The sequence below is a fragment of the Streptomyces sp. NPDC090088 genome, assembly GCF_044747345.1.
Taxonomy (GTDB): domain Bacteria; phylum Actinomycetota; class Actinomycetes; order Streptomycetales; family Streptomycetaceae; genus Streptomyces.
Genome location: NZ_JBIVDZ010000004.1, coordinates 584,699 through 601,997, shown reverse-complemented (window position 1 = coordinate 601,997; position 17,299 = coordinate 584,699). Strand labels below are relative to the sequence as shown.

Here is a 17,299-nt window from a genome sequence, read left to right as displayed (position 1 = left end):
CGCCCGCCCCGCCCGCCCGGGGGGGGGGGGGCGGCCCGCGCCCCCCCCCCCCCCGCGCCCCCCCCCCCGGGGGGGGGGGGGCCGCCGCCCCCCCCCCCCCCCCCCCCCCCGACTCGGCCACCTGGGTGCTGCCCAGACTGCGGGACTACCGGCTGAGCCAGGTCCGCGGCCAATGGTCGGCCGAGACCCGGCTGGCGCGCACGGCGCTGCCGTACGGCGAGACCGTGACCACCAGCCGCCAGGGCACCACCGGCCACCAGTACAACCCCTGGGCGATGATCGACGACGGACACAGCACCGAGGAGCACGGCCCGGTCTGGTCCTGCGCCCTTGCCTGGAGCGGCGGTTGGAAGCTGACGGCACAGCGGCTGCCCACCGAACGGGTGACCGTCTCGGCGGGCTTCGGCCACGATCCGGTCACGCGGGAACTCGTACCGGGGGAGGAGCTGGTCACCCCGGTGTGCTCCGGCGCGTACACCGAGGGTGGCTTCGGCGCGGCCAGCCGCCTCTGGCACCGGTACGTCCGCGACCACGTCCTGACGCACCCGGACGAACTCCGCCCCGTCCTCTACAACTCCTGGGAAGCCACCGGATACGACATCGACGTCACCGGGCAGACCGAGCTTGCGGAGAAGGCGGCGGCGCTCGGCGTGGAGCTGTTCGTCATGGACGACGGCTGGTTCGGCGCCCGCACCCATGACGCGGCCGGGCTCGGCGACTGGACCCCCAACCCCGAGCGCTTCCCCGACGGACTCACCCCGCTCATCGACCGCGTCCACGAACTCGGGATGGGATTCGGCCTGTGGGTGGAGCCCGAGATGGTCAACCCCGACAGCGACCTCTACCGCGCCCGCCCCGACTGGGTCCTCCACCACCGGCACCGCCGCCGCACCGAGCACCGCAACCAGCTCGTCCTCAACCTGGCCCGCCCCGACGTCGCCGCCTGGGTGCACGGCCGGCTCGACGAACTGCTGGCCAAGAACGCCGTCGACTTCCTCAAGTGGGACATGAACCGCCCCTTCACGGAGGCCGGCTGGCCCGACGCCGAGGGGGATCCGGACCGGCTGTGGACCGACCACGTCCAGGCCCTGTACGCCCTCCTCGACCGGCTCCGCGCCGACCACCCCCAGCTGCGCATCGAGTCGTGCAGCAGCGGCGGCGGCCGCCTCGACCTGGGCATCCTCGCCCGCACCGACCAGGTGTGGGCCTCCGACAACACCGACGCCGTGGACCGCGTCGAGATCCAGCACGGCTTCTCCCAGCTGTACCCGGCCGGGGTGATGGGCGCCTGGGTGACCGACAGCCCGAACCCCTACACCGGGCGGAGCGTGCCGCTGGACTTCCGTTTCCATGTCGCGATGACCGGTGTCCTGGGCATCGGCGGCGACCTGAACCACTGGGGTGACACGGAGCTGGCCCGCGCCGCGGAACTGGTGGCGGCGTACAAGGGCGTACGGCATCTCGTGCAGCTGGGCGAGCAGTACCGGCTGACCGGGCCGGGCGAGACCACGGCCGTTCAGTACCTGGCTTCCGACGGACAGGAGACCGTGGTGATCGCGCTGCGGCACGCCCGGCACTTCGGTCACCGAGACCCCGCCCTGCCTCTGCGCGCCCTCGACCCGGCGGTCCGCTACCGGGACACCGCCACCGGATCCGTCCACCACGGCGCCGTGTTGCTCACCCACGGGCTGCCGCTGGACCTCGCCGCGGGCGACCACGCCTCCACCCTCGTCCACCTGGTGCGCGAGCCGGCCTGAGCAGTCGCAGGACGGGCGATCCCGCCTCCGCCCGCAGTGCATACCGCCGAGCCGCGAGACAGCGCGCCTCGGCGGTGTGCCCGGGATCGCTACCGGTGTGCGGAGGGGAGCACGGTTGCCAGGGAGTCGATCGCGTCGAGCGTGTCCCATACGGCGAGAGCCCGTTCGTATGCCGGGTAGCTGTAGATCGCGGCATTGGAGGTGCCGTAGGCCTCCGGAGTGTCGAAGGCGAAGCCGTTCTCGTCCACGCACCAGACCTGGTGGGAGACGGCGGACGCCATCTCGATGCCGTGCCTCCGCAGGGCGGCGTCGTGGAAGCGGGCGCCCGCGGCGAGGTAGGTGGCACCCGCGAAGTAGTTGGTGCCCGTGAACACGGCGATCTCCTGGCGTGGCTCGGCCACTCCCAGAATGCTGGAGAGGGCCGGCCACTGCGTGACCCCGTCGGGGAGCGCCATGGTCCGCGCACCCAGCAGGTTTCCTTCCGCGTCCCGGTCGGCCGTGAAACGGGCGTAGTGGCGGGTGAGTTGAGCGCGGTACCGGCGCGGGTCGACCAGGTCGGGCAGCCCGAGGCGTTCGGCGACGTGCTGGGCGTAGAAGGTGTCCAGGTGGACGGCGCTGCCCTTCGGGTACTCCGTGTACCGGTACCACTGGTTGGCATCGTCCCAGAACACGTCTTCGAACTCGGTACGGGCTCGGTCGAAGGCCTGCTGCCATGCGGTGACGGTGGCCTTGTCCTCACCGAGGCGCCGGCCGGCCTTGACCATGACGGCCAGGGCCAGGAGGTACAGGCCGGAGTCGTACACGTCGCGGCCGAGGGCGGGGATGCTGTTGTAGGTGTTGGGCATCGCGGGAAGCATCGCTCCCTCCGGCGTGGGCCGGGTGCGCGGAAGGTGCTCGTCGGACCGCACCAGCGCCTGGAGGAAGGCCATCATGCGCTTCATGGCCGGGTAGACGGATTCCAGGAAGTCCCAGTCCCCGTGGAACCGCGCGTGCGCGTACATGCGGTACAGGCGCTTGGCCGGGCGGTCGATGAACTCCTGGTTGTCCGGTGTCGGCGCGGTGCCTTCGGCCAGGGTGATCCAGGGGTTGTTCACGTCGGGGTCACCGGGGTTGCCGTACGGGTCGAGCATGACGGACTCGGCAACGGCGCGCAGCCGGTCGCGCTCGATGCTGGGGAAGAGGTAGCTGTAGGCCATGTAACCGTAGGAGCCGACGTCGCTGCCCATGCCGTTGTTGCCGCCGGCGGCCGAGTCGGGCGACCAGTACAGATGCGTGCCGGGTGTGTGGCTGCCCGGGCGCGTGCCGTGCGTGGGTGCGACGGCGCTGGAGACCAACCCCCCTTCCCACAGCGGCATCTTGAACGCGACCTGGTTGAGCTGGTTGAGCGCCGCGGTGCGCAACTCCTTGGGATAGGCGGAGTTGCCGGCTATCGCGTCCCACCAGGAGTGCACGGCGCGCAGGTTCTTCTCGCGGTCGTCGAGCGCGTCGTCGGCGATGGCGAAGCTCTGGTGGAAGGGGTAGCTGCCGGGGATGTAGGCGTTGTAACCGCCCGCCGAGGCGTTGGTGCGGTCGGTGGTCCGGGCTCCGTAGAAATTGGTGTACCGGCGCATCCAGACGGTCTTGTTGTCTGCGTACGCGATCTGGGGGAAGTCCCAGGTGAGCACGAAGGGGATGAGGGTGCTCCCGCCGGGCTCCAGCCGGGCCTGGACGGCGATGGCGCCTGCCGTGGCACTGTCGTCGAGACGGGCGTTGCCGAGGGCGCCGCTGTCCCGGAAGGGTTTGTAGACGTCGGAGCCGTCGCCGTCGCCGTTCCAGGAGGTGGTGTAGGTGATCTTCTGCCCCTTGGCCGGTCGCGCCGCGATGGTCCACTCGGACTTGTGGGCGTCCGCGGTGTTCGACGGGTCGTCGGAGCCGAGGGTGACGCCTGTGACGCCGGTGGTCCGGTTGGTCCGCACACGGCTGGCGAGGCCCTTGCGGACGGTGGCCGGTGTGCCTCCCACGTTGCCCGGCGCGTTGGGCATGGTGAACATGACCGACACGTCCGCCACCGCGGTGGAACGGTTGGTGAGACGGACGTCGAAGTAGGCCACGGGCAGGGAGGTGCGGCGGTCCTCGCCCGCCACGATCGGCGAGTAGAATCTCAGGGAGACGTCCGTTTCGAACGCGGTGTAGTCGATCCAACCGAACGGATAGAGCGCGTTGTAGGTCCCCTCGCCCGGCTTCAGCAGGGTCCACGCCGGCAGCGGGTCGCCCCACGAGCGATCGGCGACGGGTCCCAGCGATCCGGAGTTGCGCGGGCCCGGGGCCGCCAGCGTGCGAACCACGGCGGACTTGTTCCCGACGCGCTCACGGAAGTGGAACGCCGCTTGCGGCAGGATCCGGTTCTGCCAGCGGTCGCCGTTCTGCCCGCCGCCGAAGTTCCACGGGCCGAAGGTGCCGGACTGGTTGATCATGAAGGACCCGGCCCCGACGCCGCCCAGGGGAATGCCCAACCCCGGAACGCTCATGGGATAGGCACCCTTGAGGGCCTCGATCGGTCCCTGCGACGCGGCGCCGTCGCACGTCTGGGAGACGGCGGGGTCACACACGCCGTGCGCCACGCGGCCGAACGGGCGGCTCAACGCAGGCTCGGGGACCGCGAAGCCGCTGCCGCGTCGGGCCGTGCCGGTGCTGCCGGACACGCCGGACCCGGCAGCGGCCAGGGGAGCGGTGGCCAGGGGAAGAAACGCCGCGGGAACAGCTCCCAGGGCCGCACGCATGACGGCTCTTCGGCTCGGGATCGGTCGCTTCATGATCGACTTCCTGTTCTGGTGAGAGGCGTGCGCCGTGGGTGCGGCGAAGCGGGGCCGGCGTGCGCGAAATGAGCACGGGCAGGCCCCGCAGTGCCGCGCCCCTGGGCGCCGGGAGGGGTGATATCTGAGGAGCGGCCCCTGAGCCGCTCCTCAGCTTGAATGTGCGGACCACGGGCCGAGTGGCCGGTTCCGCGAGGAGCCGGGTGGTGTGTCCCCACCCGGTGAGGGGTACGCCACCTGACTCGCGTCCTCGACGGCCGGTAGCCGGAGGGTCACCGGCTTGCTCAACGCGCCTGCCGGATCGGATGAAGCGCGTCGATGTCGTCCCAGACGGCGAGCGCCCGGGAGTAGTCGGGATACCGGTACTTCTGCGGGTCGTCGCTGTGCCAGGCCTCCGGCGCGTCGAAGGCGTACCCGTTACTCGGCGTCTGCCAGATCTGGTGCGATATGGCGGAGCTCATCGTGATGCCGTCGTCTATCAGCGAGGGATCGTGGAACCGCTTGCCCGCGTTGATGTACGTCGACGCGACCTCGTAGTTGGAGCCCGTCCAGACCTCGCCCGTCGCCGCGCCGGAGCCGAGCGGCGGCGCGGTGTTCGGGGCGCCGACGAGAGCACCCGTCGAGTCGTGAGCCCTCATGAACACGTCGTAGTACGCGGTCAGTTGGTCGCGCATGTGGCTCACGTCGAGCACGTCGGGCAGACCGATCTGCTCAGCCACGTTCTCCGCGAAGAAGGTGTCGAGCAGCACCTGGTAGGCGTCCGGGGTGGCGCCCGGCGTCATCCGGTACGCGTGGTGCTCCGCGTCCCAGAACGTGCTCTCGAACTCCGCTTTCGCCTGGCGCAGTTGCCGGTCGAGCGCCGCGAGCGTGGGAGATGCCGCGCCGAGGCTGCGGCCGGTGGCGATCACGGTTTCCAGCGAGAGGATGTACAGCGAGGAGTCGTAGACATCCGGGCCGTTCACGCCGTATTCGTAGGTGTTCGCGTACTGGGCCGGGCCCACTGGCAGAGAACTACCCGACGGAATCAGAGCCTGCAGGTACCGCAGCTGTTTCTGCATGGCCGGGTGGACCGTCTTGAGGAACGCCCGATCGTGGTTGATCTTGGCGTATCCGTAGTAGCGGAATATGTTCTTGGCCGGGATGTCGATGAACGTCGGGCCGCCCGGTGTGGGCGCGGTGCTCACCGGCCATGAGACGAACGGATCCTTGTCCGGGCTCACGCCGTAGATCTGCGTCTGGCCGCCGTAGGGGTCGAGCATCGCCGATTCGGCCTGCGCCAGCAGGCGGTCGCGTTCCAGGTTGGGGAAGAGTTCGCTGTAGGCGAGCCATCCGTAGGCGTCGACATCGAGCTCGTTCGCGTTGTTCACGAGTACGTAGTCGCTGTCCTGGCTCCATGGGATCGCCGCGTCGGCCGTGTCGAACATGTGCGTGCCGGGCGTCTGGGTTCCCAGCCGTCGACCGCCCGTGGGTGTCACGGAGTTCGAGACGAGTCCGCCTTCCCAGAAGGAGTCGTTGAAGACGAGTTGCGACAACTGGTTGAGCGCGCCGGTGCGGATGGCCAGCGGGTATTTCGGGTTGTCGGCGATCGGGTCGTACCACTGCCTGACCCTGGCCAGATTCGCCGACTGCGCGGCCAGGGCGTCGTTCGCGATGTCGAAACCCTGGTCCCCCGGGTAGCTGCCGGCGATGTAGTCGTTCTGCGCGGTCTCGCGAGCCCCGTAGAAGTTGGTGTACCTCCGCATCCACGTCGTCTGGTAGTCGTGGAACGAGACCTGCGGGAAGTCCCAGGCGAGAGCGAACGGGACGACCTGCGTCTCGCCGGGCGCGAGGTCGGCCGACACGGCGATGGCGCCGGCCGACTTCGAGTCCTCGATCGGCTGATCGGGGAGACTGCCCGACTTCGTGAACGGCGCGTAGACGTCGGAGCCGTCGCCCTCGGCGTTCCAGGACGTCGTGTACGAGACGTGCTGGCGCGGGCCCGGACGGGCGGCGATCGTCCAGGAGGAGTTCGCCGCGTCGGGGGTGTTGCCGGGGCTGTTCGCTCCCAGTGTGACCGCCTCCACACCAGTGTGCCGGTCGCGCCGGTATGTGCTCGTGTATCCCGTGCGGACGCTCGCCGGGGTCCCCATGGTGTGGTCCGGGGCGTTGGGCATCGTGAACATCATCGACACCTTGTCGCTCGCGCGGCCGGTGTTGGTGAGCTTGACGTCGAAGTACACGACAGGCAGCGAGGTGGGCTTGTCCTCACCGGCGACGATCGGCGAGTAGAACATCGTCGACACGTCCGTCTTGAACCCGGTGTACGACTCCCACCCGAACGGGTAGAGCGCCGAATAGGTGCCCTGCCCCGGCTTCAGCACGTTCCAGGAGGAAAGTGGGGATCCCCACGACTGAACCGCCACCGGTCCCTGACTGCCGACGACGTTCGGCCCCTTGGCCGCGAGCGTGGTCACTGAGGGAGAGGAGGAGCCGACCTGCTCACGGAAGTGGAACGCCGCCTGCGGGAGGATCCGGTTCTCCCAGCCCGCGTCCTGCGACCCGCCGAAGTTCCACGGCCCGAACGTCCCCGACTGATTGATCATGAACGAACCGGAGCCCACCCCGCCGACGGGGATCCCCAGACCGGGCACGTCGAGCGGGTAGCCCCCGGCGAGGAGGTTCTGGATCAGGTTGTCGTAGGTCACCTGAGCGCCGTCGCAGGCTTGCGACATGGTGGGCTCGCACGGGCTGCGGGGGATCTGGCCGATCGGGACCTTGGTCGCCGCCGCGGGCACGGGCATGAACAACGAACTGTCGCTCGGCGACGGGTTCGCGGATGCGGTCGAGGGTGGCAGCAGAGTGCCGGCGATGGTCGCCAATGCCACGGCCCCGACAAGCCCCAGCCTTCTCACTATGTTCTCGGACAAGCGCTCTCTCCTGTCATTGCAGGTGACACGAGCCGCTGGGGAATCGGTCCCCATGTCGAAGTTGCCGTGCTGCCGACCGTGATGGGCCGGACTCTTCTGTCGAGCGCTGAACGAAGTCGGCCTATGAGCTCTTCTCGAGCTCGGAGAGCTCCGCGCTGTTCGCCGCCAACCGCCGAGCCCGTCGGGCGCGCTGTTTCCTCGGATCGGCGACCGGGGCCGCCATCTGCAGCTTGCGGGTGTACGGATGCTGCGGGTTCATCGCGACATCCCGTGCCGCGCCGATCTCGACGATGCGGCCCTGGTTGAGGACGGCGATCCGGTCGCTGACCTCGTTCACCACCCCCAGGTCGTGACTGATGAACAGGTAGGCGACGCCCGTGTCGCGCTGGATGTCCTCCAGAAGCGTGAGCACCCGGGCCTGGGTCGTCACGTCCAGTGCGCTGGTGGGCTCGTCGCAGATGATGACGGAGGGGTCGAGCGCGAGAGCTCGTGCGATGGCGATGCGCTGCCGCTGTCCGCCGGAGAACTCCTTCGGGTACCTCCGCCCGGAGTCGGCGGGCAGACCGACGGCGTCCAGGAGTTCCCGCACGCGAGTCCGGCCCTGTGCCACGCCGCCGGCGATCAGCGGTTCGACGAGAATGCTCTCCACCGTCATCGAGGGATTCAGCGAGGAGTAGGGGTCCTGGAAGATGACCTGGATGTCGTGGGCGACCTTCCGCCTGCGGGCCCGTGAGATGTTGCTGACCGGCTCACCGCGGAAAGTGATCGAACCCTCGGTCACCGGCGCGAGCCCGAGGATCGCACGACCGATGGTCGTCTTCCCCGATCCGGACTCGCCGACCAGGCTCAGGGTCTCCCCGGCGCGCAGGTCGAAGCTGACGCCGTCGATCACCGTGGTCCCCGTGCCGCGCCGGCCGCCGTAGCGGACGACGAGGTTTTCGACCTTCAGTACGGGCTCAGCCACCTCACACCTCCGCGATCTCGACACGGCGTGCCGACGAGAGCAGTTCCCGGGTATACGCCTCTGCGGGGGCGTCGAAGAGTGCGTCCACCTCGTTGCGCTCCACGATGCGTCCGTCCCTCATCACGCTGACCGTGTCGCAGAGGTCCGCGACCACCCCGAGGTTGTGGGTCACGAGGATCACCGCGAGTCCGCGTTCGTCGCGCAGTTCGCGCAACAGTTCCAGCACCTCCGCCTGCACCGTCACGTCCAGGGCGGTCGTCGGCTCGTCCGCGACGATGAGGTCGGGACCGGAGGCCACCGCGCCGCAGATCAGCACGCGCTGGGCCATGCCACCCGAGATCTCGTGCGGGTACAGCTTGAAGACGCGCTCGGGATCCTTGATCCCGACCCGTGCCAGGAGGGCCAGCAGTTCCTGCTCCGCCTCCCGCTTGCTGATCTCCTTGACCGCGCGGAGGCCCTGGGTGAGCTGCGCGCCGACCGTGAAGCTGGGGTCGAGGTTCGACATGGGCTCCTGCGGCACGTACGCGATGTGCCGACCGCGCGCCGCGCGCATCTGCTGTTCGTCGGCCAGCAGGTCCTTTCCGCCCAGGAGGATGCTGCCGCCGAGGACCACCGCTTCGCGGGGCAGGATGCCCAGAGTGGAGAAGGCGATCTGCGACTTGCCGGACCCGGACTCACCCACCAGACCGTGGATCTCGCCGCGTCGCACGTCGAGGTCGACTCCGTGGACGACCTCCCGCACACCGTCCTCGTTGTTCTGGTACCCGACGCGCAGACCACGGATGGACAGCACCGCGTCGGCGGGCGCGGGGCGGTCGTCGGAGGCCGGTCGTGCTGCCGCACGGGCCAGTTCGACGACCTCGCGGAGACGGCGCGGCGACAGCTTCTTCTGGCTCGCCGTCGACTGCATGGTGTCGCGCAGGGCATTGCCGAGCAGGACGAAGGACATGACGGTGAGGCTGATGAGAAGGGCGGGCCACAGGACGCCGGCCTTGTTGTTGTAGATGTTGCCGAAGGCCTCCTGAAGGACGCCGCCCCACGAGGCCTTGGCCGGATCCACCAGGCCGAGGAAGCCCATGCCGGCCTCGATGCTGATGGCCGAGGCGAGGATGAACGAACTCTGGATCACGACCGGTGCGCGAACGGCCCACAGGACGTGGCGGCCGACGATGCGGAGATCGGACAGCCCCACCACCTTGGCGGCGTCCACGTAGAGCTCGCTGCGGACCCCGAGGACGATGGACCTGACCAGGCGGAAGTACGAGGGCGCGACGATGAGTCCGTACGTGGCCATGGCGGCGACGATGTTGGACCCGGTCCGCGCGTACAGCGCGATGAGCAGGATGACGCCGGGGGTCGACATGACGACGTCGGACACCCAGTTCGACACCGCGTCGGTCCGGCCCCGGTAGAAACCGGCGACCAGGCCGGTGGTCACGCCGAGTACCACGGAGACGAGGAGCACCACCAGGCAGGCGAGCGTCGTCTGCCGGGTGCCCCACATCAGCCGGGACAGGATGTCCCGTCCGGTCGAGTCGGCGCCGAGGAGGTGACCTGAGCTGAACGGGCCGGCGTTCACCGCGCTGAGGTCCGTGGCGTTCGGGTCGTGGGGGGCCAGCCAGGGGCTGGACACCCCCAGGAACACGACGAAGAGGAGGAAGGCCAGGCAGACCAGGCCCTGAGGATTGGCCAGCAGCCGCCGGAGCAGGGAACGTCCCTTCACGGTCGGTTCCACCAGCTCGGCTGCTTCCAGGGGCGGGGTTGTGGTCACCGCTTCCTCGCTTTCGGATTGAGCGCGGCCACGGCGAGGTCACCCAGCACGTTGACGACGAGCACGATGACGATGGTCACCAGCACGCAGCCCATCACGATCGGGACGTCGCCCTTCTGGGCCGAGGTGTTGCTCAGGTCGCCCAGGCCCGGCAGGGCGAAGACCTGTTCGATGATCACCGCCCCGCCGATGAGACCGACGGTCTGCAGGCTCAGGGCGATGAGTCCGGGGCCGGCGGCGCTGCGCAGCACGTGCCGGAAGATCACCTGCGACTCGGGGATCCCGCGGGCCCGCAGTGTGCGGACGAAGTCCTGGGAGAGGGTGTCCAGAACGGCTCCGCGGAACTGTGAGGCCGCGTTGGCGACCGAGCCCACGAGGAGAGCCACGACCGGAAGGGTGACCGACTCCAGCCATCCGCTCGGGCTCTGGTCCGGGGAGACGTATCCCGTGGCCGGGAACATACGGACCGACACGGCGAAAGCGAAGACAAGTCCGATGGCGATGATGAAGGGCGGTACCGCCGCCCCCAGGACGGCCAGGAACTGCACCACCCGGTCGACCCACCCGCCGCGGACGGCGGCGGTGACGCCCACGAGGACGCTCACCACCACCGTCAGCAGGATGGAGAGCACGATCAGAGTGAGCGTCACCGGCACCCGGGAGGCGAGCGCCGATGACACGGACTGGCCGGTGAAGAAGGAGTCGCCGAGGTTGCCGGTGACGACGCCCTTGATCCATCTGCCGTACTGCACCATGAGCGAATCGTCCAGACCGAGTTTGGCCGTCTCCGCCTTCACATCCGATTCCTTGGCGTTCGTGCCCAGGACCGCGCGTGCGATTCCCGGCCCGTTGCCGTACATCAGGACGAAGGTGGCGAAGCTGACCACGAGCAGCACGGTCAGCGAGCGGACCAGTTTCTTCAGTACAGGGACCAACATCTGCGACTCCGATCACTTACACCCGTGGAACTACTTGAAGTCCCACAGCAGCGGGTGCAGGGCGTTGGGGTCGGTGGACTGCTGGACCTTGAGCTTGGGGTTGTAGGCGTAGAACATGCCCGGGGAGGCCAGCGGCACGAACCAGGCCTGGTCCACGACGTAGCGGTTGATGGCCTGCTGGTCCTTGGCGGACTGCGCCGTGTCGTCGGTGAGGATCTTCTTCCAGAGCTTGGCCACGGTCGGGTCCGTCTGGTGCATGACGTTCCAGTTGCCGTCGGGCAGGATGTAGTCCTCCATGTCCAGCCGCGAGTCGCCGTAGTTGCCGAGCATCCAGAAGGGCATGGGGTACTTGCCGCTGAGCAGTTCGCTGATGGCGTTCGGCCCCGACAGGGTGACCTGCTTGACCTTGATGTTCAGCAGCCCCAGCTGCTGCTTGACGACGGGCAGCACCGCGTCCATGTTCTGGCCCTGCATGTACGGGACCTCGATGCTGAACCCCTTGGCGTAGCCCGCCTTCGCCATCAGGGCCTTGGCCGCCTCGACGTCGTAGGGGTACGGGTCCTTCATGCCCTCGATGTACGCGGCGCTGCCGGGGCGGAAGATCTGGGGCGTGGTACCGGCCAGCCCGTGGTACAGGTTCTTCGCGATGGAGTCCTTGTCGAACACCATGTTGATCGCGCGGCGCACGTTCACGTTGCCGAGAGCGGGGATCTTCTTGCCGAGGTGGTCCGTCAGGAGCAGCCGGGACACCTGGCTGTGCTGGGTCTGGATCTTCAGCCCGGCAGCCTTGGCCTGGGTGTAGGTCGCCTGCGTGATGAGCGAGCCGTCGATCTGGCCGGTCTTGAGGGCGTTGATCGAGGCCGTCTCGTTGGTGAGCACCTTCAGGACGAGCTTCTTGTAAGGGAAGGTCTTGCTGTCCCAGTAGTTGTCGTTCTTGACGAACGTGTACACGGAGCCGCTGGTCGTCGCCTTGGTGTCCAGCGTGTACGGACCCGATCCGACCGGCGCCTTCTGAGTGTTGCCGGCAGCCAGATACTTCGGGCTGGCCAGCTTCGCCTCGCACATTCGGGCGGTGAACACCGGGTTGGGCGACGGGGTGGTGATCACTGCCGTGAGGTCGTCCGGTGTGGTGACCTTCATGCCGGCGAACCGGGTGGCGCTGGCACTCTGCTTCCCGGCGTATTCGATCATCGTCTTCACGGCCGCCGAGTTGACGGGTGTCCCGTCCGAGAACTTCATCCCCGACCGCAGATGAACCGTCACACCCATGTTGCCCGGCTTGAACGTCCAGGACTCGGCGGCGGCGGGGTGGGGCTTGCCCAGCGCGTCACAGCGGAAGAGGGATTCGTAGACCGCGGACGCGCCCCAGCCCTGGTAGCTGGGCTGGCTCGTGGGGTCCCAGCCCTGGATGTCCTGGGTCATCCCGAGGGTGAGGGTGTCCTTGTCTCCCGCGTTCCCCGAGGTGGAGCTCGCGTCGGTGCAGCCGCTCAGCGCGGCCAGTGCGGCGAGGGCAGTGGTCATGGTGACCGCTGCGGTTGCGGGACGGGTGATGCGCCGCATGGTTGACTCCTTCGGACGCGAGTGAAGTTGCAGCCTGGTTGCATGCCGGCTGGCGCAGATTCGTCCAGAGCGGCCGGCGAAACGCACGCCGCAAACTGGATCGGAGATGATGTGTACAACGTTCTACGCCGCAAGTTACGGAGGGGAGGTGGGCCAGTCAAGAGATCGAGCCAACCCCGAGGGGTAACATTTCGGCAACGTGCCTGTAGCGTGATCTTCAATCTATGGCGTCGAACTGTCGCGACCAGGCGTTTGGTGTCTTGGAGGCGTGCCTTCCGTTCAACTGGCGGATGCGGGCCGGTTGGCGGCAGGGCATAAAAACAACGGTGCGGCCCCGGAAGGAGTGCACCGTTGTACGACTTTGCCGGTCATGACTCAGGAGGAACGTGCCACTGACGCGGCGGGTCCGTTGGCGGGAGCGGCGCTCGTCCCCCGGGTCACGAGACGGGGTGCGACGACGTAATGGATCGGCTGGGTGCGCCCGTTCAGGCGCTCAAGGAGGAGTCGCGCGCTCATCTGGCCGGTCAGGTGGCCGGCCTGGTCGACCGTGGTGAGGGAGACCCTGCCGATGGATGACGCGTTCACGTTGTCGTAGCCGGTCACCGTGAGGTCCTCGGGCACCCGGAGCCCACGCTCCTCCGCCGCCCGTAGGACGCCCAGCGCGGCGATGTCGGCTCCCGCGAAGATGGCGGTCGGTGGTACGGGCCGGGAGAGAGCCTCGACGGCGGCCTGGTACCCGCCCTCCTCCGTGTAGGTCGTCACGATCACGTCCGGTTCGAGCCGGTGTCTCTTCATGGCCTCGACGTACCCGTCGCGACGAGCGGTGTGCGACAGGACGAACGGCCTTTCGAGGCTGCCCGTGGGGTGACTGGTGTGTGCGATGCGCCGGTGTCCGAGACCCACCAGGTGATCGACCATGAGGCGTGCGCCTCCCCGGTCGTCGTCGACAACGGTGTCATGGCCGGCGGCGCCACCGTGCCTGGCGATCACGACGGTGGGCAGGCTGGCCCCGAGGCGTTCGAGCCAAGACGTACTCATTTCCGGCGCGACGACGATGAGGCCGTCGACCTGGCGGTCGACCAGCGCCTCGATGCTGCGCTGCTGACGCTCTGGCGCAGACCCGCCGGTGATGAGTATCTCCTGGTAGGGAGTCGGATCCAGTTCGTCCGTGACGCCTTCGGCGATCTCGGGCTGGAAAGGGTGCGACAGCGCCGTGAGCATGATGCCGACCGTGTAGGAACGGCCCCGCATGGCGCGAGCCCCGGCCTGCGGCCGGTAGCCCAGCTTCTCGATCGCGCTGCCGACCTTGGCCCGCATCTCCGGACTGACGCCGTAGGCGTCGCGGAGCACCTTGGACACGGCCGACACCGAGACCCGTGCTTCTTTCGCGACGTCCTGGATGGTCACCCGGCGGACACCGGTGGGCTGGGCGGTGTCGTCGGGGCGGCTGCGGGAGGACCGCCCCCCGCCGTCGGGTGGGGTGGTCATGTCGCCCCGCAGGTCGGCGTCGGCAGAGCTGCTGTCCATTCACGCCATCGTACAAGTGCTGTTTTCCCTCGTTGCCCCATCGTTCGACGCCTCCGGTGCCTTGACATGAGTTCAGGCCGCTCTTTACGCTCCTTGCGTAGAACGTTACACAATACCGGCCCGTCAAGAGGCCCCTCAGCCTGCGAGGCAGGCGTTTCTCCGCGGAGCCGTATCGCGCCCGCCTCGGGACCGGTCACCGAATGCTAGAGACTCTGGAGTTCTGCATGGTCGTGGCTGCCGCTCCCTGTGCCCCCCGGTTCGAGCACCTCACCGATGTTTCGCCGGTACGCGGGATCGGGACGGGCTCCCCGCGCTTGTCATGGGTGGTCCCGCGGGCGGACGTGGACTACCACCAGACGGCATATGAGATCGAGGTCCTGCGCGGCGGGACCACCGTGAGCTACCGGGTCGACAGCACCGAGCAGGTGCTGGTCCCCTGGCCGGCGCCGCCGCTCGCATCGAGGGAGTATGCGGCGGTGCGGGTCCGCGTCGCCTGTCAGGACCAGTGGAGCGAGTGGAGCGAATCCGCGGTCGTCGAGGCCGGCCTGCTCGACGCCGACGACTGGAACGCCGGCTTCATCAGCCCGGTCGGTATCGGGGGCCTGCGTATGCCGGCACCGGTACTGAGGGGAGCGATCAAGGTGCCGGGCGAAATCCGTAAGGCGCGGCTCTACGCCACCGCGCACGGCGTGTACGTCCCCACGCTCAACGGCCGCCGCGTCGGCGACCTCGTACTCGCACCGGGCTGGACCTCCTACGAGCATCGGCTCCGGTATCAGACGTACGACGTGACGGAGCTGGTGCGGAGCGGGGAGAACGTACTGGAGGTACTGCTCGGCAACGGCTGGTACCGCGGCCGTCTCGGCTTCAACCAGGAGCGGGCGCTGTACGGCGACCGGCTGGCCTTGCTGGCACAGCTCGAGGTCACCACGACCGACGGGCGGGTCCACGTGCTGGCCACCGACGGTACCTGGACCGCACGGGAGAGCGAGATCCTGGCCGACGACCTCTATGACGGTCAGCGGGCCGATCTGCGTCGACGCGGTGGCGGGTGGCGTTCGGCCACTGGCGTGGTCGAGGTGGTGGAGGGTGACCTCACGCGCTTGGTCGCTCCGGACGGGCCGCCGGTCCGGACGAGCCACGTCCTGCCGGCCGAGAAGGTATGGACGTCCCCGTCCGGCCGGACACTGGTCGACTTCGGTCAGAACGCCGTGGGATGGGTACGGCTGCGGGTACGCGGTCTGGCTCCGGGCACCGAGGTCGTCGTACGCCACGCGGAAGTCCTGGAGGAGGGCGAACTCGGCACCCGTCCGCTGCGCACCGCCGAAGCCACCGACAGCTATTACCTCGCCGGAACGGGCGAGGAGTTCCTCGAACCCTCTCTCACCTTCCACGGTTTCCGCTACGCGGAGGTGACGGGCGTGCCCGAGCTGCGTTCCGAGGACGTCGAAGCCGTGGTGATCGGGTCGGACCTGCGCCGCACCGGCTGGTTCACCTCCTCCCACAACCTGCTCAACCGGTTCCACGAGAACGTGGTGTGGGGGATGCGCGGCAACTTCGTCGACGTACCCACGGACTGCCCCCAGCGCGACGAGCGCCTCGGCTGGACCGGCGACATCCAGGTGTTCGCCCCGACCGCGGCCTTCCTGTTCGACAGCTCGGGCTTCCTCGGTTCCTGGCTCAAGGACCTGGCGGCCGAGCAGCTTCCCGACGGATCCGTGCCTTTCGTCGTGCCGGACGTACTGCGCGACGCCGCGCCGGCGGCCGCGGCATGGGGCGACGCCGCCGCGATCGTGCCCTGGGTGCTGTATCAGCGCACCGGCGACAAGGGCGTCCTGGAGCAGCAGTGGCCGAGCATGCGCGCCTGGGTGGACAAGGTGGCCGACCTCGCCGGCCCGGACCGGTTGTGGACCGGTGGCTTCCAGTTCGGCGACTGGCTCGACCCGACGGCTCCGCCGGAGGATCCCTTCCGGGCCAAGGCCGACCCCGACGTGGTCGCCACCGCCCACCTGGCCCGCTCCGCCGCGGTCGTGGCCGAAGCCGCGCGGGTTCTGGGCCGTCATGAGGACGCCGACCGGTACGCGGTGTTGGCCGCCGAGGTCCGTGAGGCGTTCGACCGTGCCTACGTCACCGCCGCGGGCCGCATCCTCTCGGACTCGCCGACCGTGTACGCCCTCGCCATCGAATGGGGGCTCCTGCACACTGCCGAGCAGCGCGCGCAAGCCGGGCGACGGCTGGCGGACCTCGTACGCGCGGGTGGCTTCCGCATCAGCACCGGTTTCGTGGGGACCCCGCTCGTCACCGACGCGCTCGACTCCACCGGCCACACGGACGTCGCCTACCGGTTGCTGCTGCAGACCGGCTGCCCCTCATGGCTGTATCCGGTGACGATGGGAGCGACGACCGTCTGGGAACGCTGGGACAGCATGCTGCCCGACGGCAGCATCAACCCCGGCGAGATGACATCGTTCAACCACTACGCGCTCGGCGCGGTCGCCGACTGGCTGCACCGTGGAGTCGCCGGTCTGGCTCCGGCCGCCCCGGGTTACCGGAGGATCTCCGTTCGGCCACATCCCACCACGGCCCTCACCTCTGCTTCCGCCCGGCACCTCACGTCGTACGGAGAAGCCTTCGTCGGGTGGGAGCGCGCCGACGGACGGTTCCGGCTGGACGTACGCGTGCCGGTGGGGGCGACCGCGCAGGTACACCTTCCCGGCTCCGCCGAACCCGTTCTGGTCGGCCACGGCGAGCACCACTGGGTGGTGCCCGACCCGGTCGAGCCCTCGAACGGCTCGGCCGCTGCCACCACGGTCCGGGACGTCCTGGACGACCCGACCGCCTGGTCCGCCGTGGTCAGCGCGGCCGTCGAGACCGGGCTGGCCCCCCGTGGCGAGGCCCAGGCCGCGGCAGGTCTCTCCGGCTACCTCGACGCCCCCGCCGGAGCACTCGCCGGGGCGCTCATCCCGCAGGACCTCCATCCTGGTGCCGACGCCTTCCAGCAGGCCGTGAACGCCATCATCAACCCCGGTTCCCACTGACGGCTCCGGTGTCATCGCTCATGCAACACAAGAGGAGAACCTCGCC

At 68.9% G+C, this 17,299-nt stretch carries 9 protein-coding genes; 2 read left to right on the top strand and 7 right to left on the bottom strand.

Features of this window, described 5'->3' with window-relative positions:
* The coding region (locus tag ACIPSJ_RS22715) for an alpha-galactosidase (RefSeq protein ID WP_401348189.1) at positions 1-1,757 on the top strand (1,757 nt) is incomplete at its 5' end.
* A gap of 89 nt (positions 1,758-1,846) precedes the next feature.
* Here the strand turns inward: ACIPSJ_RS22715 and ACIPSJ_RS22710 are convergent.
* From ACIPSJ_RS22710 to ACIPSJ_RS22680, 7 genes are all read right to left on the bottom strand, one after another.
* Positions 1,847-4,549: a GH116 family glycosyl-hydrolase gene (locus ACIPSJ_RS22710; RefSeq protein ID WP_401348186.1), complete on the bottom strand. Its 2,703-nt coding sequence runs from the start codon at positions 4,547-4,549 to the stop codon at positions 1,847-1,849.
* A gap of 284 nt (positions 4,550-4,833) precedes the next feature.
* Positions 4,834-7,329, bottom strand: a complete 2,496-nt coding sequence (locus tag ACIPSJ_RS22705; protein ID WP_401348184.1) for a GH116 family glycosyl-hydrolase — start codon at positions 7,327-7,329, stop codon at positions 4,834-4,836.
* Positions 7,330-7,576: 247 nt separating this feature from the next.
* Positions 7,577-8,419 (bottom strand): ABC transporter ATP-binding protein, encoded by an 843-nt coding sequence (locus ACIPSJ_RS22700; RefSeq protein ID WP_401348183.1) that lies wholly within the window; start codon positions 8,417-8,419, stop codon positions 7,577-7,579.
* A 1-nt stretch (position 8,420) separates the two neighbouring features.
* Entirely contained in the window at positions 8,421-10,190 is a 1,770-nt protein-coding gene (locus ACIPSJ_RS22695; RefSeq protein ID WP_359212544.1) for a dipeptide/oligopeptide/nickel ABC transporter permease/ATP-binding protein, read from the bottom strand.
* The gene (locus ACIPSJ_RS22690) at positions 10,187-11,128 is read right to left on the bottom strand and encodes an ABC transporter permease (RefSeq protein ID WP_401348181.1); all 942 of its coding nucleotides are present in this window, start codon (positions 11,126-11,128) and stop codon (positions 10,187-10,189) included. The genes ACIPSJ_RS22695 and ACIPSJ_RS22690 overlap by 4 nt, the downstream gene beginning before the upstream one ends.
* Positions 11,129-11,158: 30 nt before the next feature.
* On the bottom strand, positions 11,159-12,688 hold the full coding sequence (locus ACIPSJ_RS22685; protein WP_401348180.1) for an ABC transporter substrate-binding protein: 1,530 nt from the start codon (positions 12,686-12,688) through the stop codon (positions 11,159-11,161).
* A gap of 375 nt (positions 12,689-13,063) precedes the next feature.
* Positions 13,064-14,215, bottom strand: coding sequence for a LacI family DNA-binding transcriptional regulator (locus ACIPSJ_RS22680; protein WP_401348178.1), 1,152 nt, complete (start codon positions 14,213-14,215; stop codon positions 13,064-13,066).
* Between the two features lie 224 nt (positions 14,216-14,439).
* Between ACIPSJ_RS22680 and ACIPSJ_RS22675 the strand changes: the two genes are divergently transcribed.
* Positions 14,440-17,253, top strand: coding sequence for a family 78 glycoside hydrolase catalytic domain (locus tag ACIPSJ_RS22675; protein WP_401348176.1), 2,814 nt, complete (start codon positions 14,440-14,442; stop codon positions 17,251-17,253).
* Positions 17,254-17,299 lie beyond the last annotated feature (46 nt).